Below are 22,678 nucleotides of genomic sequence, written 5' to 3' on the forward strand. Positions count from 1 at the left end.
GGTCCCGCCGTGTCGGGCGGGACCCCTCACCCACGGGCCGTTCGGGGAACCCTCCCCGGACGGCCCGTCGTGGTTCCCGCCGAGGTCCCGGAACGCCGGGGGGCGTGGGACTCGGGCGCCCCGACCCTCCCCGACCCCTCCTCGTCGGGACGTCGTGATCCGGGCGCGTCCATACCCTTGTGGCCCCTGGCCGTTAAGTGATGACATAACACTCCCATTCCACCTGATTTGCCATTTGGCGTGCCCACATATCCGGTGGATCAGGACGAAACGAATTCCGACTACGGGCGCGTCGCGGGCCGGTCTGGTACTTTTCGAATGGCCGCGACGATATCCGCGGCTCCCGACACGACCCGCTCCAGTGTGCCGCGCCCAGCCAGCCCGGACCACGCGCTCCACCGTCCCACGCCCCGGCCAGCCACCGGGGCCCGCCCGGACCCATGTCCCGCCAACGGAAGGCCAAACCCAGGGAAACAGCGTGCGACGCACGCATGCCATTCCACTGAAATTGGACATTTCCGCTGCGCCAGCGTGCCCGAAAACGCCCGCCAGGCCGGGGGAGAGGCGGAGTCGCCACGCACACCCGAGAATCCAGAAGGAAACGATGCTGACCGACCCCGGATCATCCTTCACCGACGACAGGATCGCGATCATCGGCATGGGGTGCCGCTTCCCCGGCGGCGCGTCCGACCACCGCACCTTCTGGAGAAACCTCGTCGACGGCCGCGACTGCCTGGTCCCCACACCGGCCGACCGGTACGACGTCGCCACCCTCGGCAGCCGGGACAGGGCCAAGCCGGGACGGCTGGTCGGCGGTCGCGGCGGGTACGTCGACGGGTTCGACCGGTTCGAGCCGGAGTTCTTCGGCATCAGCCCGCGCGAGGCCGAGCACATGGACCCGCAGCAGCGCAAACTGCTGGAGGTGGCCTGGGAGGCGCTGGAGGACGGGGGCCAGAAGCCGTTCGGCCTCGCCGGGACCGACGTCGGGGTCTTCGTCGGCGCCTTCACCCTCGACTACAAGATCCTCCAGTTCGCCGACCTGGACTTCGACACCCTGGCCGCGCACACCGCGACCGGGACCATGATGACGATGGTCTCCAACCGCATCTCCCACTGCTTCGACTTCCGGGGGCCCAGTGTCTCCCTCGACACCGCGTGCAGCTCGTCCCTGGTGGCCGTGCACATGGCCTGCCAGAGCCTGCGGCGCGGGGAGAGCACCCTGGCGCTGGCGGGGGGAGCCCTGCTGCACATGACCCCGCAGTACACCATCGCCGAGACCAAGGGCGGGCTCCTGTCCGCCGACGGACGGTCGCGGACCTTCGACGCCTCCGCCGACGGCTACGTCCGCGCCGAGGGCGTGGGGCTGGTCGCGCTCAAGCGCCTGCCGGAGGCCCTGCGCGACGGCGACCCGGTGCACGCGGTGATCACCGCGACCGGCGTCAACCAGGACGGGCGCACCGACGGGATCACCGTCCCGAACCCGGACGCCCAGGTGCGCCTGGTCGAGCGCGTGTGCGCCGAGGCGGGCATCACGCCCGGCGACCTCCAGTACGTGGAGGCGCACGGCACGTCCACCCCGGTCGGCGACCCGATCGAGGCCGGTGCGCTCGGCCGCGCGCTGGCCGTGGGCAGGGCCGCGGGGGCGCCCTGCCACGTGGGGTCGGTCAAGGCCAACATCGGGCACACCGAGTCCGCCGCCGGGGTGGCCGGGCTGATCAAGACCGTGATGAGCCTCAAGCACGGTGTGATCGCCCCGCAGATCAACCTGGACGAACTCAACCCCGGGATCGACGCCGAGGCCCTGCCGTACACGATCCCCACCGAGGCGACGCCCTGGCCCGAGCACGACGGCCCCGCCCGCGCCGGGGTCAACTCGTTCGGATTCGGCGGCACCAACGCGCACGTGCTGGTGGAGGAGGCGCCCCCGCGACGTGACTCCCCCGCCCCGGCCGCACGGTCGCGCGGCTCCCACGGGTACGCGGTCCTCCCGCTGAGCGCGCGCGACCCCAGGGCCCTGCCGGAGGTCGCGGCGGGCGTCCGGGACGAGCTGGCCTCGGGGGACGTCGCCCTCGCCGACGTCGGGCACACCCTCGCGCACCGCCGCGAGCACCTGGAGTCGCGCCTGTCGGTCGTGTACTCCTCCCGCGACTCCCTGGTCGAGGCGCTGGACGCCCGCGCCCGGGGCGAGAGCCACCCGCGCGCGGTCGAGGAGCGCGTCCTGGAGGGCGCCGACCGGAGGCTGGTGTGGGTCTTCACCGGGATGGGCCCGCAGTGGTGGGCGATGGGCCGCCAGCTGTTCGCGACCGAGCCCGTGTACCGCGCCGCGGTCGAACGGTGCGACCGGGAGATCGCCCGCCTGACCGGCTGGTCGCTGGTCGAGGAGACGTCCGCCGACGAGGACGCCTCGCGGATGGACCAGACCTGGCTCGCCCAGCCCGCCAACTTCGCCGTCCAGGTGGGGCTGGCCGCGCTGTGGCGCTCGTGGGGGGTGCGCCCGGACGCCATCGTGGGTCACAGCACCGGCGAGGTCGCCGCCTTCCACGAGGCCGGGGTGTACACGCTGGAGGAGGCGGTCGCGGTGGTCGTGCACCGCGGCAGGCTCCAGCAGACCCTGGTCGGCACCGGCACGATGCTGGCGGCGGGCCTGGCCGAGGAGGAGGCGGTCCGGCGCGCCCGCCCGTTCGGGGACCGCGTCTGCGTCGCCGCCGTCAACGCCCCGGCGAGCGTGACCTTCGCGGGCGACGCCGACGCGCTGGAGGAGCTGGCCGACCGGCTCGCGGACGAGGGAGCCTTCCACCGGTTCCTCGACGTGCCCGTGCCGTACCACAGCGCCCGCATGGACCCCGTCCGGGACGACCTGCTCGCCTCCCTCACCGGCCTGCGTCCCCAGCCCGCCGAGGTGCCGCTGTACCTGACCGGGCGCGAGGGCCGGGCCGACGGGCCGGAGCTGGACGCCCGCTACTGGTGGGACAACGTCCGCGGCGCCGTGCGGTTCCGCGCGGCGGTCGACCGGCTGGTCGAGGACGGTCACCGCGTGTTCCTGGAGGTCGGGCCGCACCCCGTCCTGGGCCACGCGATCCGCGAGTGCCTCGACGCCCGCGGTGTCCAGGGGCGGTGCCTGCCCTCGATCCGCCGCCAGGAGGACGAGCCCGAACGCATGGCCGTGTCCCTGGCGGCCCTGCACGGACTGGGCTTCGAGGTCGACTGGGGCGCCCTGCACCCGGAGGGCGCGCCCGTGTCGCTGCCGCCCTACCCGTGGCGGCGGGATCGGTACTGGGTCGAGCCCGAGAGCGTGGCGCGGGTCCGTCTGGGCCGGGTCGACCACCCGTTGCTGGGCCGACGGCTGCCCGGCGCGGATCCGGCGTGGGAGGCGTCCCTGGACACCGAGGCCATGCCCTACCTGGCCGACCACCGCGTCCAGGGCGACACCGTGTTCCCCGCCGCCGGGTACCTGGGGATGGCGATCCAGGCGGCGCGGGCGCTGACCGGCGGCGATCGGGCGGGGCTGGCGGACGTGGAGTTCCGCCGGGCGCTGTTCCTGCCGGCGGGGTCGGCCGTCCGGGCCCGGGTGTCCTTCGCGCCGCACGACGCGACCTTCACCGTCGCCACCGGGTCCGCCGACGACCGGTCGGTGCACGCGACCGGGACGGTGCGCGGCGGCCAGCCCCGCCGCCTCGGCCCGGACCTGGACGTCGGCGCGGTCCAGCGTCGTGCCGACCGGGTCCTCGACGCCGACGCGTGCTACGCGGCGCTGGGCGAGCAGGGGTACCACTACGGGCCCGCGTTCCGGGGCGTCGAGCGGGTGTGGATCGGCGCCGACGAGGCGCTCGCGCTCATCCGGCCGACCGCACCCGTGCGGGGTGAGTCCGCCGACCACCACGTCCATCCGGTGGTCCTGGACTCCTGCTTCCAGGCCCTGTTGACGACCCGGCTGACCGGGGCGAGCGGTACGGGGATCCGCCTGCCGGTGTCGGTGGCCGAGGTCCTGATCGACCCGGTCGGCGACCGGCCGGTGTGGGCGCACGCGACGGTCACGGGCTCGGACGCGGACGGGCTGACCGGGGACATCCGGCTGCACGCCGAGGACGGGACGCCGCTGGGCACGGTCACCGGCCTGCGCGTGGTGGACGTGGAGCGGGCGTCCACGTCCGTGGGCACGGGCACGATCGACGGCTGGCTCTCGGACGTGGCGTGGGTGCCCGCGCCCCGCGTCGCACCCGTCGAGGTGTTCGCGACCACGGTGAAAGCCACAACTACTGAGACCCGTGACGTTGGCGGGACAAGCGAGACCGTGCGGGTGACAGGGACCACCGGGGCGGCCGGGATCGACGAATCGACCAAGGCCGCGGGGACCACCGACCGGCCGGGCGGCGAGTGGCTCGTCCTGGCCGACGCCGGGGGCTTGGGCGACGCCTTCGCGGAGCTGGTGGCCGGGCGCGGTGGCCGGTGCCACCTGGTCCGGCCGGGTATCGGCTACCGGGCCTTGGGCATGAGTCACGGCACTGACGTGAACCACGCGGCGGACGGGGAACACGGCCTGGCCTTCGAGGTCCGGCCGGACTCGGCCGAGGACTTCCGCCGCCTTCTGGACGGCCTGGGGGAGCGCGTCGGCGCCCTGACGGGGATCGTCCACCTGTGGAACCTGGACGCCCCGTCGTTCGACGGGGCCGACGACGCCGAGGTCGACGCCTTCCAGGGCACCGGCGCCTACTCCCTGGTGGCGCTGGCCCAGGCCCTGAACGACCACGAGGTCGGCGGCGCCCTGCACGTCGTGACCCGCCAGGCGCAGGGGGTGGTCCCCGGCGAGGAGGTCGAACCCCTCGGCGCCCCCGCCTGGGGCGTCGGCCGTGTCCTGTGGCAGCAGGAGCTGACCGACCGCCGGGGCGTCCTGGTCGACCTGGGCCCCCGGCCGAACGACCACGGCCGGGAGGCCGCCGCCCTGCTCGCCGAGCTGACCGCCGACACCGGCGACGACGAGGTCGCCCTGCGCGGCGGCGACCGGTACGTCAGCCGACTGCTCCCGGTCGCCGACCTGCCCCGCCCGCTGCCGCTGCGGCTGCGCGCCGACGGCGCCTACCTGGTCACCGGCGCGTTCGGCGCCCTCGGCCGCCTGCTGTGCCGTACCCTCGTCCGGCGGGGGGCGCGCCGCCTGGTCCTGGCCGGCCGCACGCCCCTGCCCGACCGGGCGGTGTGGCGGGCGACCGACCCCGACACCCGCGCGGGCCGCGACGTCCGCTTCGTGCGCGACCTGGAGCGGCTGGGCGCCCACGTCGAACCGGTCTGCCTGGACCTGACCGACGCCGACGCGCTCTCCGCCTGGCTCGCCGCCCGGCGCGCACAGGACCCGCCGCCGCTGCGCGGGGTGTTCCACCTGGCCGGACACGTCGACGACACCCTGCTGCCCGCCATGGACCGCACCGCGTTCGACACCGTGTTCGCGCCCAAGGCCACCGTCGCCCGTCTGCTGCACCGCCTCCTGGCCGACGAGCCGCTGGAGCACTTCGTCCTGTTCTCGTCCGTGGCCGGGCTGCTGACCACGGCGGGCCAGGCCAACTACGCGGCGGGCAACGCCCTCCTGGACGCCCTGGCCCACCACCGCCGGACACGCGGGCTGCCCGCGCTCAGCCTGGACTGGGGCCCGTGGGCGACCGGCATGATCGAGGAGCTCGGTCTGGTCGAGCACTACCGCACCGCGCGCGGGATGGGCTCGCTGTCCCCCGAGGCGGGTATGGCCGTGCTCGAACGCGTCATCGAGCAGGACCGCGCCCAGCTGCTGGTGTGCCCCGTGGTCGACTGGCCGGCCTTCCTGGCCTGGTACTCGCCACCGCCGCCGCTGGTGTCGCTCCTGGCCGAGACGGCCGCGGCGGCGTCCGGCGACACGGCGGGCACGGCGGCCTCCTTCCCCGAGGTCTTCGCCGCCACCCCCGCCGAGGCCCGGGGGGATCTGCTCACCGAGCGGTTCACGGGGATCGTGGCGCGGGTCCTGCGCGTGCCGGAGGACCGCGTGGACCCGACCGCGACCCTGACCTCCCTGGGGATGGACTCGCTGCTGGCGATGGAGCTGCGCTCCGGCGTCCAGACCGAGATCGGGGTGACCGTGCCGGTGGTCGCCCTGCTGGGCTCCGGGCCGGTCGGAGCCCTGGTGGAGGAGCTGCGCGGGCGGCTGTCGGAGCTGGTCGCCGACGGCGCGGGCGGCCACCGGGGCGAGGTCGAGCTGTTCACCGACCCCGCCGAGTACCCGCTGACGCAGAACCAGAAGGCCCTGTGGTTCCTCAACCAGCTCAACCCGGACGGGTGCGCCTACAACATCGGCGGCGCCGTCCAGGTGCGGGCCCAACTCGACCCCGACACCGTGTTCGCCGCCTTCCGCGCGGTCGTGGAGCGCCACCCGAGCCTGCGGACCAACGTGTCCACGCGCGACGGCCGCCCCGTGCAGCGCGTCCGCCCCGTCGGGGACGCGGTGCTCGACCACGCGCTCGTCGACGTCGAGGGGCAGCCGTGGGAGGAGATCCACCGGCTCATCGTGGACACCTACCGCGAGCCCTACGACCTGGAGCGCGACCCGCTGGTGCGGTTCCGGCTCTACCGCCGGGCGGACGACCGCTGGGTGATCATGAAGGCGGTGCACCACATCGTCTCGGACGCGGTCTCCACGTTCACGTTCATCGAGGAGCTGTTCGCGGTCTACGAGGCGCTGCGGTCGGGGCGTCCGGTCGAGCTGCCCGACCACGCGGCCACCTACCTGGACTTCCTCAACCACCAGAACCGCTTCCTCGCCGGTCCCGACGCGGCGCGGATGCGCGAGTACTGGATCGACCACCTGCCCGACGAGGCGCCCGCGCTCGACCTGCCCACGGACCGGCCGCGTCCGCTGGTGCGGACCGACAACGGGGCCTCGGAGTTCTTCACGCTCGACGCCGACCTGAGCGCGCGCGTGCGCGCGGTGGCCGAGGAGCACGGCGTCACGGTGTTCGTGGTCCTGCTCAGCGCCTACTACCTGTTCCTCCAGCGCTACTCCGGCCAGGACGACCTGGTCGTCGGCAGTCCGGTGACCGGTCGGACCAGCCCCGAGTTCGCGTCGGTGTACGGGTACTTCGTCAACCCGCTGCCCCTGCGCACCGACCTGTCGGGCGACCCCACGGTGGCCGAGCTGCTCGACCGGGTGCGCACGACCGTGCTGGGCGGACTGGACCACCAGGAGTACCCGTTCACGCTGCTGGTGGACGAGCTCGGTCGGCGACACGACCCCGGCCGCTCCGCCGTCTTCCAGACGATGTTCGTCCTGCTCACGCACAGCGTGTCCACGGAGCGGCACGGGTACCGGCTGGAGTACGTCGAGCTGCCGGAGGAGGAGGGCCAGTTCGACCTGACGCTCTCCGCCCACGAGGAGGCGGCCGACGGCCTCTTCCACTGCGTGTTCAAGTACAACACCGACCTGTTCGACGCCGACACCGTGCGGCGGATGCTGACGCACTACGTGAACCTGCTCCGGGGTCTGACGCGGGGCCACGCCGACCTGCCGGTGGCGCGCCTGTCGATGCTGGAGGCCGCGGAGCGGGAGCTCATCCTCGACCGCTGGAGCGGGCGGCGCGTGCCCGCCGCGCCCACCGAGCCCGTCCACGTCCTGTTCGGACGGGCGGCGGCCGCCGCCCCGGACACGGTCGCGGTGTCGGCGCCGACCGAGTCGGGTGACACGCGCACGCTCACCTACGGGGAGCTGGACGAGCGCTCCGCCCTCCTCGCCGCCCATCTGCGCGGTACGGGCGTGGGAGCGGGGTCGGTCGTGGCGCTGTGCCTGGAGAAGTCGCCGGAGCTGGTGACCCTGGTGCTGGCGGTGCTCCGGGCGGGGGCCGCCTACCTCCCCCTGGACCCGGAGTACCCGGTGGACCGGCTCTCGGCCCTGGTCGAGGCGTCCGGGGCGCGGCTGCTCGTGACCGACGACCGCGGCGCCGAGCGGCTGGCCGGAGCACCGGTCGCGGTGGTGTCGGCGGCCGACCTCTCCCTCACCGCCGAGGCGCGCGCCGCCGGAGGAGGAGCGGTCACGGCCCCGCCGCCCGTCGAGGACGCCGAGGACGCCACCGCCTACCTGGTGTCGACCTCGGGCTCCACCGGTCGGCCGAAGCTGGTCCGCGTCGGCCACGCCAACCTGGCCGCCGCCTACGCGGGCTGGCGCGACGCCTACCGCCTGGAGGAGGACGTGCGCGTCCACCTCCAGATGGCGAGCCCTGCCTTCGACGTGTTCACCGGCGACCTGGTCCGGGCGCTGTGCTCGGGCGGGACGCTGGTGCTGGCCTCGCGGGAGCTCCTGCTCAACTCGGCGCTGCTGTACGACACGATGGTCCGTGAGCGGGTGGACTGCGGGGAGTTCGTCCCCTCGGTGGTGCGCGGGCTGATGGCGCACTGCGAGCGCGACGGCCGTGCGCTGGACTTCCCGCGGCTGCTGGTGGTCGGCTCCGACGTGTGGAGGAACGAGGAGTACCTGCGGCTGCGCGCGCTGTGCGGGCGCGACACCCGGGTGGTCAACTCCTACGGCCTGAGCGAGGCGACCATCGACACCACCTGGTTCGAGGGGTCGGTGGACGCCGCCGACCCCGGCCGGACGGTGCCGATCGGACGGCCCTTCCCCGGCAGCGCGGTCTACGTCCTGGACGGGGGCGGCGAACCCGTGCCGCCCGGCGTGACCGGGGAGCTGTGGGTCGGGGGGACCGGCGTCGCCCAGGGGTACGCGGACGACGCGGAGCTGACCCGGGAGCGCTTCGTCACCCTGGCCCTCCCCTCGACCACCACCGCTCCGGGGCGGCGCGTGCGCCTGTACCGGACCGGTGACCTCGCCCGCTGGGACGCCACCGGGGTCCTGCACCTGGTCGGCCGGGCCGACACCCAGGTCAAGGTGCGCGGCCACCGGGTCGAGATCGGTGAGATCGAGTCGCGGCTGGCCGCCTGGCCCGGACTGGAGCAGGCGGTGGTGACGGTCAGCCCCGGCACGGCCGGGAACGCCGGTCTGTGCGCGTACTGCGTCCCGGCACCGGGAACCGTCCTCGACGTCCGGGAGGTGCGCCGCCACCTGGCCGCCACCCTGCCGACCTTCATGGTCCCCGCGGCCTTCGTGGAGATGGCTGAGCTGCCGGTGACCGCCAACGGGAAGGTGGACACGGCCGCGTTGCCCGCGCCGGCGCCCGAGACCCGCGACCGGGCGCACGAACCGCCCGCCACCCTCTACGAGACCCGGATGGCGGAGCACTGGCGGGAGCTGCTGGGCGTCGGGGAGGTCGGGCCGCGGGACGACTTCTTCGAGCTCGGCGGCGGTTCGGTCCTGCTGATCGAGCTGGTCCACCGCCTCCAGCACGAGTTCAACGCCACGATCCTGGTCAGCCACCTCTTCCGGGCCACCACCCTGCACGGGATGTCGGCCACCCTGGAGGGGGTGGTCACCGGGCGGATCGAGGGGGCCGGGCCCTACCTGGAGTTCAACCGGGGCGGGACCGGGCCGTACGTGTTCTGCTTCCCGCCCGCCGGAGGCCACGGGCTGGTGTACCGGCGACTGGCCGAGCACCTGCCCGACCACCGCCTGGTGGCGTTCAACCACCTGGCGGGCGACGACAAGGCGGCCCGCCACGCCGATCTCGTCGAGTCCGTCCAGCCCGAGGGGCCCTACCGGCTCTTCGGGTACTCGCTCGGCGGGAACCTGGCCTTCGAGGTGGCCAAGGAGCTGGAGCGCCGTGGGCGCCGGGTGCGGGACGTGGTCGCCATGGACGCCTACCGGATCCGCGAGGAGTTCGCGTTCGGCGAGGAGCACCTGGCGGTCTTCGAGCTCGAACTCGCCGAGCACCTGCGCAGGCACACCGGGTCGGCGGCCGTGGCGGCCGAGACGCTGGACCGGGCACGCGAGTACGTCGGCTTCTGCGCCCGCACGCCCAACACGGGGACGGTGGCGGCGCGGATCACGGTCGTGGCCGACGAGAAGAAGGCGGACCTGTTCGCCGAGGGCGAGGAGGGGTCCTGGCACGGGTGCTCGTCCACGGCCACCGTGGTGCTGGCCGGGTCCGGCGAGCACGCCGACATGCTCGACGACGAGCACCTGGGGTTCAACGCGGGGCTGGTGCGCGAGGTCCTCGCCGAGGAGGCCGGCCATGGCACCGTCTGAGACCTCGGACCGGGCCGCGGCGCGGTTCCTCTCCCCTGGCCCGGGGCCGCGCTCGCGGACGTGGGACGACCGACGGGCGGAGGCACGATGAGGGGTCGGCGTCAGCGCGGGCCGCGCGGCGGAGCCGCCACGCGGCCCCGGGAGTCGATGATCATCGTCGGCGGGGGGCTGGGCGGGCTGTCCACCGGCGTGTACGCGCGGATGAACGGGTACCGGACGCGGATCTTCGAGATGCACGAGATCCCCGGGGGGTGCTGCACGGCCTGGGACAAGGGCGACTTCACCTTCGACTGGTGCGTGAGCTGGCTGCTCGGCAACGGGCCGGGCAGCGAGATGCACCGGATCTGGTTGGAACTGGGGGCGCTCCATGGCAAGGAGATGCGCCACTTCGACGTGTTCAACGTCGTGCGGGGGCGGGACGGGAGGAAGGTGTACTTCTACTCCGACCCGGACCGGCTGGAGGCGCACCTGCTCGACCTGTCCCCCGCCGACGCCCGGGTCGTCCGCGACTTCTGCCGCGGGTTGCGGCGGTTCATCCGGTGCCTGCGCGTCTACCCATTCCTGAAACCGGTGGGGCTGATGGGTCCCGTGGAGCGGATGCGCATGATGTCGAGGTTCATCCCGTACGCCAACGTCATCCGCGGGTCGATCACGGTGCTGATGCGCGACTACTCCCGGCGGTTCACCAACCCACTGCTCAGGGACGCGTTCAACCACATCCTGTACGAGAAACACCCCAACTTCCCGGTGCTGCCGTTCTACTTCCAACTCGCGGCGCACGCCGCGCGCACGGCGGGAGTCCCCGAGGGCGGCTCGCTCGGGTTGGCGCGCTCGATCGAGGACCGCTACCGGCGGCTGGGCGGCGAGATCGCCTACAACGCCCGGGTCGAGGAGATCCTGGTGGAGGACGACCGGGCGGTGGGCGTGCGGCTCAGCGACGGGAGCGAGCACCGCGCGGACATCGTGGTGTCGGCGTGCGACGGGTACACGACCATGCACGACCTGCTGAAGGGCCGCTACCTCAACGGGGAGTACCGCCGCCTCTACACGCGGACCGTCCACGAGCCGGACATGGTCTTCCCCGGGTACTTCTCGGTCTTCCTGGGCCTGGGCGAGGAGTTCCCCGACGCCGACCCGTGCACGACCCACCTGCTGACGGAGGAGGAGGCCGCGCCGCTGCTCGGGATCCGGCACCCGAGCGTCAACGTCCAGTTCCGCAGTGCCCACTACCCGGAGCTGTCGCCGCCGGGGACGGCGGTGGTGTACGCGACGTACTTCTGCGACATCGGCCGATGGCGTGAGCTCAGCACCGGGCCCGAGCGGTCGAGCCGCGTGTACCGCGGCGAGGAGGTGCACACGCTGCCGGTGCGACGCGGCCGGGAGTACGTCCGTGCCAAGCGCCGGGTGGCCGACGCCCTGGTGGAGCTCATCGACCGCCGCCATCCGGGGCTGCGCGAGGCGGTCCGGGTGCGCGACGTCGCCACGCCGCTCACCCAGGTCCGCTACACCGGCAATCTGGACGGGACGGTGCTCGGCTGGCAGCCGTTCGTGGAGGGCGGAGAGACGTTGGAGGAGCTGGTGAGGAAGTACGGCCCCGGGCTGCCGGGGCTGGACGGGTTCTACATGTCCGGGGTGTGGGCGACCACGGGCGGGCTGATCCGCGCCGCCGCGTCCGGTCGGCACGTGATGCAGTTCGTGTGCCGCGACGACGGACGGGAGTTCCGGGCGGAGGTGGACGAGAGCGCGCCCCCGCCCACCCACCGGCTCATCCCGGTCGGTCCGCCGACCGGGCCGAGGTCCGACGCGGCGGCCGAGGCGCGGACGTAGGGCCCGATGTCCGGGCGGCCCCGTCCGTGCCGTGGCCGCCCGGACCCGCACGCGGTGGCCCGGTCCCGTTCCCCTCAGTCGACGAACAGCGCGTCCAGCCGCGAGTCCAGCACCCGCGCGGCCTCCTCCTCCGTCACCTGCCCCAGGAGCCGCTGGGCGCGCATTCCCTCCACCAGCGCGAGCAGGGCGGCCGCCTCCAGACCGGGGTCCGTCTCGGCCCTGGTCGGTCCGCCGTCGATCCCCCGGCGGATGAGGTACTCCAGCGTCTCCCGGACACCGCTGTAGGCGCGGTGCACGCGCCGGGCCAGCTCCGGTTCGACGAGGGCGCGCGCCTGGAAGGCCACCCCGACCCTCAGCCCGTCCACCCGCCGCGACTCCTCACCGAGCAGCCCGCCGAGGATGACGCGCACCACCTCCCTGGGGGAGAGGGGACCGGGCCGCTCCTCCAGCGACGCGCGCACCCGCGCCATGTCGCGCTCGCCCGCGTACTCCAGCGTGAAGGCGAGCATCTCGCCCTTGGTCCGGAAGTAGTGCTGCACCCGGCCCATCGACACCCCCGCCTGGGCCGCGACGTCCCGCAGGCTCGCCGCCTCCAGCCCCCGGGCGGAGACGAGCGCGCACACCGCCTCCGCGATCTGGACCCGTCGCTGCTGGTGGTCGACCCGTTTGGGCATGGGTCCCGTCCTCCCCGTACACCCGCATTGCACCACACCCGTCACTCGAACACTGCCTAGTGTCGCCTGGGGCCGAACCGGTCGGCGCGGAAGGGCTCCAGGACGGCGGGTCGGGCCCCGTCGACCAGGAAGGCGGCGAGCGCCTCGGCCGCCGGGCCCGACAGCGTCAGACCGAGCATGGAGTAGCCGGTGGCCAGGTAGGCGTTGGCGTAGCCGGGCAGCCGGTCGACCACGGGCAGACCGTCCGGTGTCAGGGGGCGGTCCCCCGCCCACGCGTGCCGCCGGTCGGTCCAGTCCACGCCGACGACCATGGGCGCCGCGCCGCGCGTGATGGCGTCGATCCGCTCCGGGACCGGGCGGGCGGGGCCGCGCCCGAAGTCCATTCCGCCCGACACACGCACCCTGCCGCCCATGGGCGCGCACGCCACGTGTGCGTCGAGCAGCAGGGTGGACGCGCGCGGCAGCCGCTCGGCGGGCACGTCGAAGCTGTACCCCCGGCCGCCGACCACCGGGACGCGCCGACCGAGCCGGGTGGCGAGCGCGGCGGCCTTGGCGCCGGTGGCGATGACGAGGGCGCCGACCCGTCGCTCCCCCGCCGTCGTCGTGACCGCCTCCACCACGCCTCCCCGCGCGCTGATCCCCGTCACCGCCACGCCCTCCTCGACCGGGACGCCCCCGGCGCGCAGGTGCGCGGTCAGTCCGGCGACGAGACTGTCCGGTTCGGTCTGGACGTGGTCACGCAGGCGCACCCCGGCGCGCACGCGGCCGGACAGCACCGGTTCGGCCTCGCGCAGCTCGTCGCCGCCCAGCACGGTGGCGGGCAGGGCGAAGCCCGCCTGGCGCAGGGGTTCGAGGGAGCCGAGGTAGGCCTCGGCCGCGCGCGGGTCCTGGGCGACGGCGAGGAAGTCCGTGCGGGTGTGGGTGAACTCCACGCCGTCCTCGGCGAGCTGGTCCAGCAGGGGGAAGGTGCGCCTGCCCAGCAGGGCCAGGGCGTGGGCGCCGCGTGCGTGGCGGGCGGGGGTGCAGTTGCGCAGGAACCGCAGGAACCAGGGGGTGAGCAGGGGCAGCGCGTCGGGGGCGATGCGCAGCGGGGCGTCGGGGTCGCGGAAGGCGCGCAGGGCGTCGCCGAGCAGGACGGGGTCGGGGACCGGACCGGCCTGCGCGGGGTTGACCCAGCCCGCGTTGCCGTGGGAGGCGCCCGCTCCCGGCTGGCGGGACTCCACGACCGCGACGTCGATCCCGCGACGGCGCAACTGGTGGGCGACGTTGAGCCCGGCGACGCCCGCGCCGACGACGAGCACCCCGCCCGCACCTGTGGTCATGGGCCGACTCCCCTCGGTGACGAAGACCCGTGATGGTGCAGTGCCCGCGTGGACGGGCGGGAAACGGCTTTCCCGGGTACCGCGCACGGCGCTACCGGACGGTAGGAATGGAGACGGCGCGAACCGACCGCCGCCCCACGACCCCGAGGAGTGCCCATGCCCCCCACCGCCCCCGCCAGAACCGCGCTCGTGACGGGCGCGTCGTCGGGTATCGGCGCGGCCGTCGCCGCCGCCCTGGTCCGACGCGGGTTCCGCGTGTACGGAACCAGCCGCGATCCCGAGACGGTCGCCGACCCGATCCCCGGCGTCGAGTACCTGGCCCTGGACCTGGCCGACGACGCGTCGGTCGAGGCGTGCGCGTCCGCCGCCGGTCCGGTCGACGTGCTGGTCAACAATGCCGGGGAGAGCCAGAGCGGCCCCCTGGAGGAGCTGCCGGCCGAGGCCGTGGAGCGGCTGTTCCGGATCAACGTGTTCGGCGCGGTGCGCCTGACCCAGCTCGTCCTGCCCGGGATGCGGGAGCGGCGGTACGGGCGCGTGGTCATGGTGGGGTCGATGCTGGCGAGCTTCCCGCTGGCGTTCCGGTCGTCGTACGTGGCGTCCAAGGCGGCGCTCAAGGGGTTCGCCAACGCGCTGCGCCGGGAGGTGTCGCCGTACGGGGTCGGCGTGACCACGGTGGAGCCGGGGTCGATCAACACGGGCATCAGCGAGCGGCGCACCGAGTACGTGGGGGCGGCCTCGCCGTTCGCCGACGAGTACCGGACGATGCTGAGCGCGCTCAACGCCAACGAGGCGCGGGGGATCTCGGCGCGGACGGTGGCCCGGACGATCGTGCGCGCGGTCGAGGCGGACCCGCCGCGCCCGTTCTACGCCGTGGGCAGCAACGCCCCGCTGGTGTTCGCCCTGCGGAGGCTGTTCCCGCGTTCGGTGGTGCTGCGGATGGTCTCGCGCAAGCACGGGCTTTGACACGGGCGGCCGGGTCCGCGGGGATACGGCCGGTCTCCGGCAGGATGTGGTGGGCCACCCACAGCGCCCCGGGGAGTCCACCGTGAAGCAGCAGGTCCACTTCATCACCCTCGCCACCGCCGACCTCGACGCGGCCCGGTCCTTCTACTGCGACGGACTCGGCTGGCAGCGCCTCCTGGACGTGCCGGGCGAGATCGTCTTCTTCCAGATCGCCCCGGGTGTGGTGCTGGGGCTGTTCGACGCCGAGAAGTTCGACCGCGACCTCGGCGGCGCGGCGGGCGTGACCGGGACGGCCGGCGCGTCGGGGGTGACCCTGGCGCACAACGTCGGCGGTCCCGAGGAGGTGGAGGAGACCGTGGCGCTGATGCTGGCCGCGGGCGGGACGGTGCTCAAGCGCCCCCAGCCGGGAGAGTTCGGCGGGATCTTCCACGCCCACGTGCAGGACCCGAACGGGGTGGTGTGGGAGATCGCGCACAACCCGGGGTGGCGGATCGACGAGAACGGCGACGTCGTCTTCGGCTGACCGGCCGATAGGTTGGGCCCGTATCGAACAACGCGAGGGGTGCGACATGAGCGTCGTCAAGTTCAACGTCCTGACCGTCCCCGAGGGGGCCGGGACCACCCTGGAGGAACGCTTCGCCAAGCGTGCCGGGCTGGTGGAGAACCAGCCGGGGTTCGAGGAGTTCCAGCTGCTGCGCCCCGTCGAGGGCACCGACCGGTACCTGGTCTACACCCGGTGGCGCTCGGAGGAGGACTTCCAGAACTGGGTGAGCGGCCAGGACTTCCGGCACGGGCACGCCCAGGCCGCCCGGGAGTCCGGACAGACCGGTCACGGCCACGGTCACGGCGGCGAGGGCGCGGCGAAGCCCGCCGCGACCGGCAGTGAGCTGTGGGGCTTCGAGGTCGTCCAGCGGGTCTCCGGCAAGGCCTAGCCACGGACGCGGGGCCGGAGCCCCGGTCGGGATCCGGCCCCGGGCGGCGTGGCGCTCAGCCCTTGATCTGCCGTGCCCCCTCACCGCCGGTGATGCTGATCCTGCGCGGCTTGGCCCGCTCGGCCACCGGAACGCGCACGGTGAGGACGCCGTCGGCGTAGTCGGCCGACAGGTTCTCCGTGTCCAGCTCCTCGCCGAGGTAGAGCTGCCGCGAGAAGGTCCCCGTGGGCCGCTCGGCCACGACCGCGTCACTGCCCTCCGGGACCGACAGCCGACGCTCCGCCCTGCAGGTGAGGACGTTCCGCTCGATCTCCAGGTCGATGGAGTCGGCGCGGACGCCGGGCAGGTCGAAGTGCACGACGAACTCGTCGCCCTCACGGTAGGCGTCGATCGGCATGACGACCGGGTGGATCGCGTCGCCGAGGAGCCGCTGGGTGATCCGGTCGAACTCCTGGAACGGGTCGGTACGCATGAGCATCATGACGACCTCCAGAGTCATGAAGCGTGCAGTATTGACCTCATGTCTTCTTCTTTCCAAGGTCGTGCGTCGGACTAACGGGAACCCGGGTAAGAAGATCCCGCCGCCGGTCGGACGACAGCGGTGATCCGACCGAGGACGGGAGGCGGGCGCCGGTGTCCGTCATGGCGCACCCCCGCCGCCGGGCCGTCCCCGCCGCCGGACCGACAGCGGACGCACCCGCGCCGGGCCCGCCACGGTCTCCCGTCTCAGGGAGCGGAGGAGGGCCGCCATCATGATGAAGGCGATGGCGAAGAACGGCAGCCCGAAAACGATGATCGTCTGTTGCAGGGCGTCCAGTCCGCCGACGCCGGAGGCGGTGAGCACGGTGGCGGCCACCACCCCCTCGGCCACGCCCCAGAAGACCCGTTGCCGCGTGGGGTTCTTCGCCGTCCCCGAGCACAGCATGTCCACCACCAGGGACGCCGAGTCGGAGGAGGTGGTGAAGAAGATGACCACGATGACGATCGACGCCGCCGACAGGAGCACCGTCAGCGGATAGTGCTCCAGGAACGCGAACAGGGCCCCGGGCAGGTCCCCCTCGTCCACGACCGCCTGGACGAGCCCTCCGCCGCCGTACCTCTCGATGTCGAACGCCGACAGCCCGAACACGCTGAACCACACGATGCTGAACGCGGTCGGGATGAACAGCACTCCGATGACGAACTCCCGGATCGTGCGCCCCTTGGAGACGCGGGCGATGAAGATGCCCACGAACGGCGACCAGGTGATCGTCCAGGCCCAGTAGAAGACGGTCCAGGACCCCTGCCATCCCGTGTCGTCGAAGGTGTCGTTCCAGAACGACAGCGGGACGAGCGCCTCCAGGTACACGCCCGTGGTCTCGATGATCCCGCGGGCGAGGTACACCGACGACCCCATGACGAAGACGTACACGAGCAGGGCCACGGCCAGGACGATGTTGAGGGTCGACAGCCACTTGATGCCGATGTCCAGTCCCGAGGCCACCGACGCCACGGCGATGCACGTGACGACGCCGATGAGCACGACCTGGGTCAGCCGGGTCTCCGGGATCCCGAACAGCTCGTTCAGCCCGCTGTTGATCTGCATCGTGCCCAGGCCGATGGTGACCGCCACCCCGAACAGGGTGCCCAGGACGGCGACGATGTCCACGGTCCGTCCGACCGCTCCGTGGATCCTGTCGCCGATGAAGGGGTGGAGGACCGAACTGACCCGGAACGGCAGGCCCTTCCGGTACACGAAGTAGGCGAAGGCGAGCGCGGGCAGGCAGAAGATCGTCCAGGTGTGCAGGCCGAAGTGGTAGAGGGTGAACCCCATGGCCTGCCGGGCCGCCTCCACGGACTCGGGTTCCACGTCCCTCCGGGGCGGGTCCGCGTAGTGGCTGATCGGCTCGGCGACGCCCCAGAACATGAGGATGCTCCCGATCCCCGCCGCGAACAGCATGCAGAACCAGATGACGTCGCTGTACTCCGGTTCGCTGTCCTGCGGCCCGAGCCGGACGTGCCCGTACCGGCTGAGCGCGATCCCGACGAGGAAGACGAGGAACGTCGTGACGCCGAGGATGTAGAGCCATCCGAGGTTGGTGAGAATCCACTCGGACACCACGCCGAAGGCCGTGTCGACGGCGTCGGTGAAGACGATCGCGGAGACCACGAAGACGACGGCCAGCCCGGCGGAGACGGTGAAGATGACCGGGTCCGTCCGCAGCCCCAGCCGCGCTGTCACTCTGTCGATCATTCCGTGCGCTTTCCGGTCTCCGTGGCCCGCTCCACCGCGCCGGGGTGGATTTCGCCATCCGCTCCGACCTCGCACGATACAACGGACGGGAGACAAGCGATCGGCACCGTCCCGAAACCCCGGCGCCGCGTGTGTTCTTCCCAGAACCACCGAAAGACACACGGGAAAATCACGGGCGATACCCCCGGGAGAAACCGATCTCGGAAAAACCACCCTTTTCTTAGACGATTTCTCCGGATATGTCATGCCATTCGCGGCGCGATGACGGTCGCGCCGCGTTCCGGTCGTCCACAGCCCCGTTCGGTGCGCTCAGGACCCCAGGCGCACCAGCATCTTTCCGGTGTTGGCGCCGCGCATCATGTCCAGGAAGCCGTCGACGGCGTGGTCGATCCCCTCGACGACGGTCTGCTCGGCGCGCAGGGAACCCTCGGCCAGCCAGGCCGCGGCACGCTGGGCGTACTCGCCGAACAGGTCGTAGTGGTCGCCGACGATGAACCCGCGCAGGGTGAGCCGCTTGCCCACCGCCAGGAAGAGGTTGTCGGGGCCGGGCACCGGCTCGGTCGCGTTGTACACGGAGATGGCTCCGCACAGCGCGATCCGCCCGTGGGGACGCATGGCGCCGATCGCCGCGCGCAGGTGGTCGCCGCCGACGTTGTCGAAGTAGACGTCGATCCCGTCCGGGGCGGCCTCGGCCAGCTGGCCCTTCAGGTCGCCCTCGCGGTAGTCGATCGCGGCGTCGTAGCCGAACTCCTCCAGCAGGCGGCGCTTCTTCTCGGGGCCGCCCGCCGAACCGACGACACGGGACGCGCCGAGCTGGCGCGCGATCTGTCCGGCGAGGCTGCCGACCGCGCCCGCCGCGCCGGAGACGAACACGACGTCGCCCTCCTTGACCGGGGCGATCCGCGTCAGGCCCGCGTAGGCGGTGAGGCCGGTCATCCCCAGGACGCCCAGATACGCCTCGGCGGGCGCCCGGTCGACGTCGACCACGCGCACCGCGTCCGCGTCGAGGAGGGCGTACTCGCGCCAGCCGCCCATGTGCAGGACGGTGGCGCCGACGGGGACCGCGTCGCTGCCCGAGGCGGTCACGGTGCCGACCGCGCCGCCCTCCATCGCCTCGCCCAGGCGGAAGGGAGGCACGTAGGACTCGGCGTCGTTCATCCGCCCGCGCATGTACGGGTCGACGGACATCCAGTCGTTGCGGACCAGGACCTGGCCCGGTCCGGGGTCGGCGACGGTGGTCTCGGCCAGGGAGAAGTCCCCGGGCTTGGGCTCGCCGATCGGACGCGCGACGAGACGGACTTCCCTGCTGGTGACGGACATGGTGCTTCCTCTGAGCTCTGACCTGGTGTTCGATGTACGCGGCCGAGGTCGCGCACTCGCCCACAGTAGACCGCACCATGATCGAGTTACCAATAGAAATACCTGGGAACGTCATAGATTTTCCGATGGGCTCCCTGATGTGGGGTGCGCCGCCGGGCTCCGTTGCGCGGGTGGGTGGCGTTCGCGGTGCCGCTCGTGGCGGCGGCCGGTCTGGGCGACCACGGGCGGGAGTGCGGCGGGTTCACCATGGCGCACGCGGGGGTGTCGCTGCCCGCGGGGCGGTAGGGTTCCGCGCGTGCACACCGACGGAGCGGAGGACAGCGTGGGCGGTTACGGCGAGGCGACCGTGCTGTTCGACCTGGACGGGGTCCTGGTCGACTCGGGAGCGAGCATCGTCGGGGGGCTCACGGCGTGGGCCGAGGAGCGCGGCCTGGACGTGGACGAGGTGCTGCGGTACCACGCGGGGCGCACCGACCTCGGTCTGGTCCGCCTCGTCGCCCCGCACCTGGACCCGGAGACGGAGGCGCACCGGATCCAGGCCCACGAGGTGGCGCGGGCCGAGGACGTCACGGCGATGCCGCACGCCCGGGAGCTGCTCGCGGCGCTCGACGGGCGCGGCCGGGCGTGGGGGATCGTGACGTCCGGCGGCGACCTGATCGCGCACGCCCGTCTGGAGGCGTCGCGGCTGCCGGTTCCGGACGTCCTGGTGACCGCGGACCAGGTGACGGAGGGCAAGCCGGACCCGGCGCCGTATCTGCTCGGGGCCGAGCGCATGGGGGTCGACCCCGGACGCTGCGTGGTGGTGGAGGACTCACCTGCCGGGGTCCGCGCCGGTCGGGCCGCCGGGATGCCGGTGGTGGCCGTGACCGCGACCCACACCGTCGAGGAACTGGCGGCGGCCACCGTGGTGGTGGCGGACCTCCGGGAGACCGCCGAACTCCTGGTGTGAGGAGCGGGGGCGCGGTGCGGCGATTTCGGGTGTTTCGCTACTTTTGCACCATCCGAGACGAGGAGAACCCGTGCCCGAACGCGTCACCTTCACCCCCGCCCGCGCCGAGGACGTCCCGGCGATCGTCGCCCTGCTCAGGGACGACCCCCTGGGGGCCGGACGCGAGAGCGGGGACGACATCACGCCCTACCTCGCCGCGTTCGAGGCCATCGACGAGGACCCCGGTGAACTGCTCATGGTCGGCCGCCGTGGCGGGCGGGTGATCGCCACCTTCCAGCTCTCCTTCGTCCCCGGCCTGTCCCGGAGCGGGGCGACGCGCGCCCAGATCGAGGCCGTCCGGGTGCACGCCGACGAGCGCGGCAACGGTGTGGGGGCCGACCTCATGGCCTGGGCCGAGGAGGAGACGCGCCGACGCGGGTGCGCGCTGCTCCAGCTGACCTCGGACGCCACGCGGGGGGACGCGCACCGCTTCTACGAGCGCCTGGGGTACGCGCCCTCGCACGTCGGGTTCAAGAAGCGCCTGGACTGACCCCGGTCCCACCGCCCACGGCCGCCGTGAAGTGCCCCCGCACGGCGGCGCCGACGCGGTCGGCGTCCCCCGTGGCGAGCAGGTCGAGCAGGCCGCCGCGCAGAACCGCGAGGGCCCGCGTGCGGCGGGCCTCCCCGATCGGCGTGTCCCGCTCGTCGTCGGGCTGCGCGTCGGCCAGCAGGGCGAGCCAGTCCCGGACGGTCGCCTCGGCGAACTCCGCCCACGGGCCGGTCGGGTCGACGAGCGAGCGGGCGTAGCCCTCGACCCACAGTGTGAGCAGCGCGCGGTGCTCCCGCGCGGCCAGCCACTCCCACACGCCCAGCGCGGCCGTGTCGAGGTCGGCCGCGCGCACGCGCGCCAGCAAGTCCAGTTCGTCGGCGCGCGCCCGTTCCAGGAGGGCGCGGATCAGCCCGTCCTTGCTGCCGAAGAGGTACAGGAGCACCCGGGGACTGGAGCCGATGGCGGCGGCGAGCGGGCGCAGCGACAGGTCGGCCAGCCCGTGCTCCAGCGCGTACCGGTAGGCGGCCTCCAACAGCTCCGTCTGGCGCGCCGAGGGGGTTGAGTCCGTGCTGTTCACGGAACTAGACTAAAGCAACTGAAACACTCGTGTCAGTAGCATGGAGGTTCCATGAAGAGCGAGATCCGTCCCCTCGGCCGCCCCGGGGACCTGGGGTGGGTCGTCATGGCGCACGGAGAGGCCTACGCCGCGCAGTTCGGCTGGGGCCACGACTTCGAGGCCCTCGTCGCGCGGATCGCGGCCGACTACGACCCCGCGACGGGCGGCGCGTGGATCGCCGAGGTCGACGGCGAGCGCGCCGGCTGCGTCTTCTGCGTCCCCGGCGACGAGGAGGGCACGGCCAGACTGCGCGTCCTGCTGGTCCTGCCGCACGCGCGCGGCCACGGGTTCGGGTCCCGGCTGGTCGACCGGTGCGTGGAGTGGGCCCGCGCGTCGGGGTACGAGCGCGTGTCGCTGTGGACCAACGACGTCCTGACCAGCGCGCGACGCGTCTACGAGGCCGCCGGGTTCGCCCTGGTCGACCAGGAGCCGCACGACCTGTTCGGGAAGGACCTCGTCGGCCAGACCTGGGTGCTGCGGCTGTGACCGGATCGGTCCGGTCACGGCCCCGATCGTGTCTGTCGCGCCCCGGGCTGCGCTGACACGATCGACGCATGGCACACGCACTCCTCGTCATCGACGCCCAGAAGTCCTTCCTCCAGCGCGCGAGCTGGACGGCCGCCTCGGACCCGAACGTGGCCGACCGGATCGCCGCGCTGGTCGACCACGCCCGCGACCGGGGCGACCTCGTGGTCTGGGTCCTGCACACCGAGCCCGGCACCGGCACCGTGTTCGACCCCGAGCGCGGCTTCGTCGAGCTCATGGACGGACTCGTCCCCCAGGACGGCGAACCGGTCCGCACCAAGACCGTGCACAACGCCATCACCGGCGCCGACCTGCACGACTACCTCACCGAGCGCGGCGTGGACGAGGTCACCGTCTGCGGCGTGCGCACCGAGCAGTGCTGCGAGACCACCGCGCGGGTCGCCTCCGACCTCGGCTACCGGGTGACGTTCGCGGTCGACGCCACCGCCACCGAGCCGATCGAGGCCCCGGGCTCCCCCGCGGGACGCTCGCTGGAGGAGATCCTCGCCGACCCCGCCACGCTGCTGCCCGACGCCGTCGTCCAGCGGACCGTGTACGCACTGGCGGGCCGCTTCGCGCAGGTGCGCACGGTCGCCGAGATCACCGGCGAGGTCGCCGCCACACGCGGGTGAGACCGCGGCGGA

Annotated in this window: 15 protein-coding genes; 9 read left to right on the plus strand and 6 right to left on the minus strand. The window is 73.2% G+C overall.

Annotated elements, in window-relative coordinates; all coding sequences use genetic code 11:
• Positions 1–604: 604 nt before the first annotated feature.
• Together AB0I72_RS17810 and AB0I72_RS17815 are read left to right on the plus strand one after the other, a co-directional pair.
• On the plus strand, positions 605–10,144 hold the full coding sequence (locus AB0I72_RS17810) for an amino acid adenylation domain-containing protein (RefSeq protein WP_358569453.1): 9,540 nt from the start codon (positions 605–607) through the stop codon (positions 10,142–10,144).
• An 87-nt stretch (positions 10,145–10,231) separates the two neighbouring features.
• Positions 10,232–11,971: an NAD(P)/FAD-dependent oxidoreductase gene (locus AB0I72_RS17815; RefSeq protein WP_358569456.1), complete on the plus strand. Its 1,740-nt coding sequence runs from the start codon at positions 10,232–10,234 to the stop codon at positions 11,969–11,971.
• A 74-nt stretch (positions 11,972–12,045) separates the two neighbouring features.
• Here the strand turns inward: AB0I72_RS17815 and AB0I72_RS17820 are convergent, their stop codons facing one another.
• Positions 12,046–12,645, minus strand: coding sequence for a TetR/AcrR family transcriptional regulator (locus AB0I72_RS17820; protein WP_358569459.1), 600 nt, complete (start codon positions 12,643–12,645; stop codon positions 12,046–12,048).
• Between the two features lie 56 nt (positions 12,646–12,701).
• Complete coding sequence (locus AB0I72_RS17825; RefSeq protein WP_358569462.1) at positions 12,702–13,967, minus strand: FAD-dependent oxidoreductase; 1,266 nt, start codon at positions 13,965–13,967, stop codon at positions 12,702–12,704.
• A 156-nt stretch (positions 13,968–14,123) separates the two neighbouring features.
• Here AB0I72_RS17825 and AB0I72_RS17830 point away from each other — a divergent pair, with 156 nt between their 5' ends.
• From AB0I72_RS17830 to AB0I72_RS17840, 3 genes are all read left to right on the plus strand, one after another.
• A complete protein-coding gene (locus tag AB0I72_RS17830) occupies positions 14,124–14,930 on the plus strand; it encodes an SDR family oxidoreductase (protein WP_358569465.1) in 807 nt (268 codons plus the stop codon).
• 82 nt (positions 14,931–15,012) lie between these two features.
• On the plus strand, positions 15,013–15,453 hold the full coding sequence (locus AB0I72_RS17835) for a VOC family protein (protein ID WP_358569468.1): 441 nt from the start codon (positions 15,013–15,015) through the stop codon (positions 15,451–15,453).
• A gap of 46 nt (positions 15,454–15,499) precedes the next feature.
• Positions 15,500–15,862, plus strand: a complete 363-nt coding sequence (locus tag AB0I72_RS17840; protein WP_358569471.1) for an antibiotic biosynthesis monooxygenase — start codon at positions 15,500–15,502, stop codon at positions 15,860–15,862.
• Positions 15,863–15,917: 55 nt separating this feature from the next.
• On the opposite strand, the gene AB0I72_RS17845 is transcribed toward AB0I72_RS17840, so the two are convergent.
• From AB0I72_RS17845 to AB0I72_RS17855, 3 genes are all read right to left on the minus strand, one after another.
• Positions 15,918–16,343 carry an Hsp20 family protein gene (locus AB0I72_RS17845; protein WP_358569954.1) on the minus strand — a complete coding sequence of 142 codons (426 nt, stop codon included), beginning with the start codon at positions 16,341–16,343 and terminating at the stop codon, positions 15,918–15,920.
• 159 nt (positions 16,344–16,502) lie between these two features.
• The gene (locus AB0I72_RS17850; RefSeq protein ID WP_358569474.1) at positions 16,503–18,095 is read right to left on the minus strand and encodes a BCCT family transporter; all 1,593 of its coding nucleotides are present in this window, start codon (positions 18,093–18,095) and stop codon (positions 16,503–16,505) included.
• Between the two features lie 309 nt (positions 18,096–18,404).
• Positions 18,405–19,415: an NADP-dependent oxidoreductase gene (locus tag AB0I72_RS17855; protein WP_358569477.1), complete on the minus strand. Its 1,011-nt coding sequence runs from the start codon at positions 19,413–19,415 to the stop codon at positions 18,405–18,407.
• 295 nt (positions 19,416–19,710) lie between these two features.
• Here AB0I72_RS17855 and AB0I72_RS17860 point away from each other — a divergent pair, with 295 nt between their 5' ends.
• Both AB0I72_RS17860 and AB0I72_RS17865 read left to right on the plus strand, forming a co-directional pair.
• Positions 19,711–20,364, plus strand: coding sequence for an HAD-IA family hydrolase (locus tag AB0I72_RS17860; protein ID WP_358569480.1), 654 nt, complete (start codon positions 19,711–19,713; stop codon positions 20,362–20,364).
• Positions 20,365–20,434: 70 nt separating this feature from the next.
• The gene (locus AB0I72_RS17865; protein ID WP_358569483.1) at positions 20,435–20,893 is read left to right on the plus strand and encodes a GNAT family N-acetyltransferase; all 459 of its coding nucleotides are present in this window, start codon (positions 20,435–20,437) and stop codon (positions 20,891–20,893) included.
• Here AB0I72_RS17865 and AB0I72_RS17870 read toward each other — a convergent pair.
• Positions 20,874–21,470, minus strand: coding sequence for a TetR/AcrR family transcriptional regulator (locus tag AB0I72_RS17870; RefSeq protein WP_358569486.1), 597 nt, complete (start codon positions 21,468–21,470; stop codon positions 20,874–20,876). The genes AB0I72_RS17865 and AB0I72_RS17870 overlap by 20 nt on opposite strands.
• 51 nt (positions 21,471–21,521) lie before the next feature.
• On the opposite strand from AB0I72_RS17870, the gene AB0I72_RS17875 reads away from it, so the two are divergent.
• Positions 21,522–21,995 carry a GNAT family N-acetyltransferase gene (locus AB0I72_RS17875; RefSeq protein WP_358569489.1) on the plus strand — a complete coding sequence of 158 codons (474 nt, stop codon included), beginning with the start codon at positions 21,522–21,524 and terminating at the stop codon, positions 21,993–21,995.
• A gap of 68 nt (positions 21,996–22,063) precedes the next feature.
• Entirely contained in the window at positions 22,064–22,666 is a 603-nt protein-coding gene (locus tag AB0I72_RS17880; protein ID WP_358569492.1) for an isochorismatase family protein, read from the plus strand.
• The last annotated feature ends 12 nt before the right edge of the window (positions 22,667–22,678 follow it).

It is taken from the genome of Nocardiopsis sp. NPDC049922, from assembly GCF_040660275.1.
In the GTDB taxonomy this organism is placed as follows: Bacteria; Actinomycetota; Actinomycetes; order Streptosporangiales; family Streptosporangiaceae; genus Nocardiopsis.

Excerpts from the sequence above, each read along its gene's own strand:
- AB0I72_RS17810 (WP_358569453.1), top strand. The coding sequence starts at position 605 with ATGCTGACCGACCCCGGATCATCCTTCACCGACGACAGGATCGCGATC.
- AB0I72_RS17815 (WP_358569456.1), top strand. The coding sequence starts at position 10,232 with ATGAGGGGTCGGCGTCAGCGCGGGCCGCGCGGCGGAGCCGCCACGCGG.
- AB0I72_RS17820 (WP_358569459.1), bottom strand. The coding sequence starts at position 12,645 with ATGCCCAAACGGGTCGACCACCAGCAGCGACGGGTCCAGATCGCGGAG.
- AB0I72_RS17825 (WP_358569462.1), bottom strand. The coding sequence starts at position 13,967 with ATGACCACAGGTGCGGGCGGGGTGCTCGTCGTCGGCGCGGGCGTCGCC.
- AB0I72_RS17830 (WP_358569465.1), top strand. The coding sequence starts at position 14,124 with ATGCCCCCCACCGCCCCCGCCAGAACCGCGCTCGTGACGGGCGCGTCG.
- AB0I72_RS17840 (WP_358569471.1), top strand. The coding sequence starts at position 15,500 with ATGAGCGTCGTCAAGTTCAACGTCCTGACCGTCCCCGAGGGGGCCGGG.
- AB0I72_RS17845 (WP_358569954.1), bottom strand. The coding sequence starts at position 16,343 with ATGATGCTCATGCGTACCGACCCGTTCCAGGAGTTCGACCGGATCACC.
- AB0I72_RS17850 (WP_358569474.1), bottom strand. The coding sequence starts at position 18,095 with ATGATCGACAGAGTGACAGCGCGGCTGGGGCTGCGGACGGACCCGGTC.
- AB0I72_RS17855 (WP_358569477.1), bottom strand. The coding sequence starts at position 19,415 with ATGTCCGTCACCAGCAGGGAAGTCCGTCTCGTCGCGCGTCCGATCGGC.
- AB0I72_RS17875 (WP_358569489.1), top strand. The coding sequence starts at position 21,522 with ATGAAGAGCGAGATCCGTCCCCTCGGCCGCCCCGGGGACCTGGGGTGG.
- AB0I72_RS17880 (WP_358569492.1), top strand. The coding sequence starts at position 22,064 with ATGGCACACGCACTCCTCGTCATCGACGCCCAGAAGTCCTTCCTCCAG.